This is a genomic window from Burkholderia sp. Ac-20392, assembly GCF_017104585.1.
Lineage (GTDB): Bacteria > Pseudomonadota > Gammaproteobacteria > Burkholderiales > Burkholderiaceae > Burkholderia > Burkholderia lata.
This window is the reverse complement of sequence record NZ_JAAGPB010000754.1, coordinates 1-3,142: the sequence shown is the minus strand read 5'-3', so window position 1 is coordinate 3,142 and position 3,142 is coordinate 1. Positions and strand designations below refer to the sequence as shown.

4 protein-coding genes are annotated in these 3,142 nt (G+C 68.5%); 1 reads left to right on the top strand and 3 read right to left on the bottom strand.

Annotated elements, in window-relative coordinates:
• The coding region (locus G3N99_RS37790) for a rhodanese-like domain-containing protein (protein WP_346778517.1) at positions 1-782 on the bottom strand (782 nt) is incomplete at its 3' end.
• 121 nt (positions 783-903) lie between these two features.
• A complete protein-coding gene (locus G3N99_RS37785) occupies positions 904-1,470 on the bottom strand; it encodes a cysteine dioxygenase (RefSeq protein WP_206124920.1) in 567 nt (188 codons plus the stop codon).
• 17 nt (positions 1,471-1,487) lie between these two features.
• On the opposite strand from G3N99_RS37785, the gene G3N99_RS37780 reads away from it, so the two are divergent.
• Complete coding sequence (locus G3N99_RS37780; protein WP_174935509.1) at positions 1,488-2,462, top strand: LysR family transcriptional regulator; 975 nt, start codon at positions 1,488-1,490, stop codon at positions 2,460-2,462.
• Positions 2,463-2,523: 61 nt separating this feature from the next.
• On the opposite strand, the gene G3N99_RS37775 is transcribed toward G3N99_RS37780, so the two are convergent.
• On the bottom strand, positions 2,524-3,142 hold a 619-nt coding region (locus G3N99_RS37775), incomplete at its 5' end, for an acyl-CoA dehydrogenase family protein (RefSeq protein WP_206124919.1).

Genomic DNA, 3,142 nt, shown 5'->3' with positions numbered 1-3,142 from the left:
TCTCTTCCGTGCTCCCGCTGCGTCGCGTCGATGTCGTCCGGAAAGCGTCGCGCGGCGCCGCGTTCAAGCGTCTGGCCCGCGAGCGTCCAGCCGATCGTGCCATTGCGCAGCGCGGCGACCGGATTCGGCAGCCCCGCGTTGACGAGCGACTGCGTGCCGATGATGCTGCGCGTGCGACCCGCGCAGTTGACGATCACCTGGGTCGCCGGGTTCGGCGCAAGCGCGCGCACGCGCAGCACGAGTTCCGCGCCCGGCACGCTCGTCGACGTCGGGATGTTCATCGTCTGGTATTCGTCGAAACGGCGCGCGTCGACGATCACGACGTCGGCCTTCGCGTCGATCAGCGCCTGCACCTCCTGCGCGGACAGCGACGGCGTGTGCCGCTCGGCCTCGACCCATTCGCCGAACGACTTGCTAGGCACGTTCACGTCGATGAACAGTTCGCCGCCAGCGGCAAGCCAGCCCGCGAGGCCGCCATCGAGCAGCCGCACGTCGGTATAGCCCAGTTGCGCGAGCTTGGCGGCCGCGCGCGGCGCGAGATCCTCGCCGCCCGCTTCACCGAACACGACGATCGGCGTGTCGCGGCGCGGGATCCGCGTCCACGCATCGAGTTCGAGTTTCGACAGCGGAAAGTTGGCGGCCCACAGCGGGTGGCCCTGCGCGTACGGATCTTCCTCGCGTACGTCGATCAGCGCGATCTCGTCGCGGGCAAGCAGGCGCGCGCGCACGTCCTGGTACGACGCGACGGGAAAGCGGGAAATGGAATCGGCGGATTGCGTCACGGTGTCTCTGTCTTGATTGAATGCGTTGAAGTCGGTGAAGAAAGCGGAACGGATGAATCTTGGGCCTGCCGGCGCATGCCGGCAACCGGCCGCGCCGGCGGGCGTTGCATCAGGCCTTGCATCAGGCGTTCGAATAGCCCGACACGAATGGCTTCACGGTGCCGTCGTCCAGGAACACCGCGCGCTCGACCTTGCCGATATTCGCGCCGTACACGTGGATGCTGATCGATACCTGATCGGCGAACGCGTTGGTCACGCGGTGGACGTCGCCGATGCGCGGCGACACGGCCTCGATTTCGCCCGGCTGAAGCCGCACGGCGTCGCCCTCCGGCACGGGCTTGCCCGCTGCGTCGAACCCGTACGGCTGCGAGAACTCACCGCCGCGCAGCATCCCGATCAGCCCCCACACCGTGTGGTTATGGATCGGCGTCGTCTGGCCGGGCCCCCACACGAAGCTGACCACCGAGAACCGCTCGTCCGGGTCGAGATGCAGCAGGTACTGCCGGTAGCGCGCCGGGTCGGGCTGCGCGAATGCATCGGGCAACCAGTCGTCGTGTTCGACAAGCGCGGCGAGCAGCGCGCTGCCTTCGTCGAGGATGCGCGCCTCGTTCGCGCCGGACGCGAGCAACGCACCCAGACCATCGACGAACGGCCGCAACGGCGTCTGTTGCAACGAAAGCGTACTCATCGGCTGACTCCTCGAATATGATGCCGAATATGATGGATCGTCATGATGCACCCGAAAGACCATGCAGAACAAACATGAAAATTAGCGATATCGACGCTTTTGCAGCGGTCGTCCGCTGCCAGACCCTGAGCCAGGCCGCTGCCGAGCTCGGGATGACGCAGCCCGCGATCACGCGGCGCGTCCAGAATCTCGAGGAAGCGCTCGGCGTGATCCTGCTCGACCGTAACACCAAGCCGCCGCGACCGACCGACATCGGTCGGCAGGTGTTCGAGCAGTGTCGCGCGATCCTGCGCGAAGTCGATGCGCTGCGCGAGCTGACGGCCGGCAAGCAGCCGCCCGCCGGCGAATTCCGGATCGGGCTCACGCAAGGCCTCGGCGAGCTGATGCTGCCCGCGCTGATCGCCGAACTCGCCGCGCAGTGGCCGGCGCTCGCGACGCAGGTCACGACTGCGTGGGGCGGCATGCTCGTCGAGCGCGTCGCCCGCCGCGAACTCGATGCGGCGCTCGTGTTCCTCGCCCGCGAAATGGTGCTGCCGGCGCAGGTCGAAGGCGAACGGCTGCTGGCCACGCGGCTCGTCGCGGTCGGCCGCAAGGGCGACTGGCCGCGCCGCAGCTACCGGCTCGCCGATTGCCACGCGCGTGGCTGGGTGCTCAATCCGGACGGCTGCGGTTTTCGCGCGGGCTTGCGGCGCGCGCTCGACGCGCAAGGCCTGCCGATGCCGGTCACGCTCGACACCTACGGCCGCGACCTGCAACTGCAGAGCGTCGCGAACGGCTTCGGCATCGGATTGATGCCGTTGCCGCTCGTCGAAGGCAGCCCGCTGCGCGATGCGCTCGACATCGTGCCGCTCACCGATTTCAAGCCGCAAATCGATCTGTGGTTGCTGCGCCGCCACGATGCGGCCCGCTTCGACGCACCGCTCGCAGCCGTTGCCGCGCATGCGCGCATGGCGTTCGCGTTGCCCGAGCAGGCGCACGGCAAGGCTGCGTGACCGTACCGGGCGGCGACGGTATCGCGCCGCCCGATCGACGCCCGTGCCAGCCCTGCGCCAATCACGCATCGCTGCGGCTGCGTTCGGTCCCGTTGACCGACACTCCGCTCGTCTCCGTTTCGCCCTTCGTTTCGCCCTTCGTTTCGCCCTTCGTTTCGCCCTTCGTTTCGCCCTTCGTCTCACCCCGCCTCGCCGCTTCGAGCGCCGCACGCCCCGCCGCCACTGCGATCGCATCGTCCTGCGGCGTATGCACACGGCTGCACAGCACGTCACGATAGTGGCGTTCGAGCGGATTGGCGCGGCTCAGCCCGTGATTGCCCGACAGCTTCAACGACTGCTCGACCACGCGAATCGCCTGCTCGGTCACGGTGCGCTTGACGAGGCCGCTCGTCGTGACCGTCGGTGCATTGCCCGCGTCGGTGCGCGCGATGTGATCGTCGAGCAGCACGCGGTTCGCATGCAGCCAGCCCTCGATTTCGCCGACCGCTTCCTGCACGCGCGGCAGCGTCGCAAGCGGCGCGCCCAGCCCGCTCGGCGCACGCGTCGTCGCGAATCCGACCAGCCAGTCGCGCGACGCACGCGCCACCGCGTCGTACAGGCTGCCGAGCAGCGCGACCATCCACGCCTGCTGGTCGGCCTGCGCGTCGGCATCCGCATGAGTCGCCGCCGACACGGCCCAT

Excerpts from the sequence above, each read along its gene's own strand:
- G3N99_RS37780 (WP_174935509.1), top strand. The coding sequence starts at position 1,488 with ATGATGCCGAATATGATGGATCGTCATGATGCACCCGAAAGACCATGC.
- G3N99_RS37785 (WP_206124920.1), bottom strand. The coding sequence starts at position 1,470 with ATGAGTACGCTTTCGTTGCAACAGACGCCGTTGCGGCCGTTCGTCGAT.